Source organism: Microcystis sp. M109S1 (assembly GCF_020247025.1).
Taxonomy (GTDB): domain Bacteria; phylum Cyanobacteriota; class Cyanobacteriia; order Cyanobacteriales; family Microcystaceae; genus Microcystis.
The window spans coordinates 1-2,536 of sequence record NZ_JADBRW010000326.1 but is presented as its reverse complement, the minus strand read 5'-3'; the positions used below and the strand labels follow the sequence as shown (position 1 = coordinate 2,536).

General features: G+C 44.0%; 2 protein-coding genes and 1 pseudogene. 1 reads left to right on the top strand and 2 read right to left on the bottom strand.

The window, feature by feature from the left end; translation table 11 throughout:
- A pseudogene (locus IM322_RS16420) lies at nucleotides 1–183 on the top strand (RNA-guided endonuclease TnpB family protein); the annotation flags it as partial.
- A 579-nt stretch (nucleotides 184–762) separates the two neighbouring features.
- Here IM322_RS16420 and IM322_RS16415 read toward each other — a convergent pair.
- Both IM322_RS16415 and crtE read right to left on the bottom strand, forming a co-directional pair.
- A complete protein-coding gene (locus tag IM322_RS16415; protein ID WP_287674085.1) occupies nucleotides 763–1,215 on the bottom strand; it encodes a divergent PAP2 family protein in 453 nt (150 codons plus the stop codon).
- A 17-nt stretch (nucleotides 1,216–1,232) separates the two neighbouring features.
- Nucleotides 1,233–2,162, bottom strand: a complete 930-nt coding sequence (gene crtE / locus IM322_RS16410; protein WP_190723295.1) for a geranylgeranyl diphosphate synthase CrtE — start codon at nucleotides 2,160–2,162, stop codon at nucleotides 1,233–1,235.
- Nucleotides 2,163–2,536: the final 374 nt, after the last annotated feature.

Sequence of the window (2,536 nt, the reverse complement as noted above, 5' to 3'; positions counted from 1 at the left end):
GTTTTGGATAGGGATGAAAACGCCGCAATCAACATCCTTAAAAGGGGACTAAGTACGGTAGGGCATACCGGAACCTTTGGGCTCGATCCAATAAACGCTTGGGGAGAGAATACCTCTACTTTTTCAGAAGCAATTCTGTCTAAGCAAGTAATCTCTGTGAACCAAGAATCCCCGTCTCTTTAGAGCGGGGAGTGTCAATTGCTTATGGACTGAAGACTCGACAACAAAAAAGAAGCTTATGTCTGTGGGAAGTTATGACGATTTTAATCGCTTTTCATTAAATTAATTTTTGAGGATTCAAAAACGGCAAAAATAAGGATTAAATGGCATAAAGTGAATAGACCATTTAATTGATTATTATTCATTCTTAATTCTCCTGACTACTGACTACTGAATCCTGAATCCCGAATCCTAACCCTAACAACAATTTTTGATTTTTACAAGAGGTCTATAGTAATCATTACAGAAACTTCAAATCCTATTATTTAGACCGTGTAGCTGAATACTGGAGCGATGCTTTTGCCAATTTACCCAGTTATCAACACTTTGTTGAGTGGATTCCTGCCACTTTGATTCCTTTATCTCAAGCATTGCTGCTGATGCGTTTCAAAAAAGTTTTGAATTGGTGTACCAAGATTGGCCATCTCAAAACTTTAAAAACCGCGAAAGCCTTCAATTTTTTTTAGGGATTGTAACATGAGTGATTACCCCAGATTTTCAGTTATTAAATCTAGTTTATCTCAACCGAAGAAAACACCTCAATTAACGACAGAGCAGCACCATAGCGATACCGATACCTAAGCTTAAACCGACCAGCACTTGAAAAGGAGTATGACCAATTAATTCCTTTAAACGTTCCTCGTTAAATTCCTTGCCCTCCTGGAACATTTCATCGATAATTTGATTGAGAATCCGGGCTTGTTTTCCCGCTGCCTGACGCACTCCAGCCGCATCATACATAACAATAACCGCAAAAAGCGCCGCAATCGCAAATTCGGGACTAGACCAACCCATCTGTAATCCTACCCCAGTAGCCAAGGCCCCCACCAGCGCCGAGTGAGCGCTAGGCATTCCTCCCGACGAGACTAGATAGCGCAGACTCACCTTACCATCGCGGATTAACTCAATCAGCGCTTTTAGTCCCTGGGCAGTGAAACAAGCTAAAAGAGAGACTAGCAGTATTTGATTGTGTAACACCTGCTGGAAGTCCTGCATAATCTCATTCGTTTAATTTAATTTTTACGATTAACAATATACTCGGCGATGGCCCGTAAAGGTTCAGCGGCCTCATCGTAGCCACTCAATTCACCGATGGCACTATCTATTAACTGTTGAGCTTGCTGGCGGGACTCTTCTATCCCCCAGAGACTAGGATAGGTGGCTTTTTGTGCCTGTAGATCCTTACCGGCGGTTTTGCCCAATTCCTCCTTTGTCGCCGTGATATCGAGAACATCATCGATAATTTGGAAAGCCAAGCCAATATTTTGAGCGTAACGGGCTAATTTAGCTATATCTTCCGCTTTTGCCCCCGCTAAAACTGCCCCCGACACCACAGAAGTCTCCAACAGGGATCCGGTTTTCTGAGTATGGATAAAACCGAGAGTTTCTGCCGAAATATCGGGTTTTCCTGCGGATTCCAAGTCTAAAACCTGACCCCCCACCAAACCCGCTGCCCCGACCGTGCGACCTAAACGGGCAATTACCTCTAAAATCTGTAGGGGAGGTACATTACGAGTCTGGGTAGCCACATACTCGAAAGCGTAGGCCAGGAGACCATCCCCGGCTAAAATAGCGATATCTTCGCCAAAAACCTTATGGTTGGTTAATTTCCCCCGTCGGTAATCATCGTTATCCATGGCGGGTAAATCGTCATGAATTAATGACATAGTGTGAATCATTTCCAGGGCGCAAGCGGTGGGTAAAGCCATCTCTAGGGAACCCCCCATCAATTCACAGGTAGCCAGACATAAAATCGGCCGCAGACGTTTGCCGCCGGCGAGGAGAGAATAGCGCATCGCCTCGTAGATTTTGGCAGGATTGCCGATAACTAAAGAGCTATCCAAAGCTGACTCGACAATTAACCGCTTTTCCTCCAGATAGGAAGCCAGAGAAAAGCTCTCGTTTTTCCTCACTTCTACTCCTCGTTCGCCCCTAGTAACCATGTCTTTTTGTCTTGAACCGACTGCTTTTAAAACTATATCAGGAAACTCCACCTCGAGCGGAATTAAACTGGCTGCTCCCTTGTACCCTCAGCTGTTGACTATCTAAATTACTCCTTCAGACTACATGGCAGCGCCGCAGTTGCTATTCTGAACACTTGTACTAAATTTTCCCAGACGGAGATGGGCCAATTTTCTTTTCTGATGCCTATTTTCTCTTTTAACCTGAAAAAATACATCCCTCAGCCTAGTCCAGGGATTAGCGAAAAACGGGCGATATAATTGAATTTCGCCGCAGTTATCATCGGAGATGCTAAAGTTTTCATGATTCGGTCAAACTTCCGTTTTCTTAGCTTGCAGTTTAGAAATTTCTCGAT

Coding starts and splice junctions, on each gene's coding strand:
- IM322_RS16415 (WP_287674085.1), bottom strand. CDS start 1,215: ATGCAGGACTTCCAGCAGGTGTTACACAATCAAATACTGCTAGTCTCT.
- crtE (WP_190723295.1), bottom strand. CDS start 2,162: ATGGTTACTAGGGGCGAACGAGGAGTAGAAGTGAGGAAAAACGAGAGC.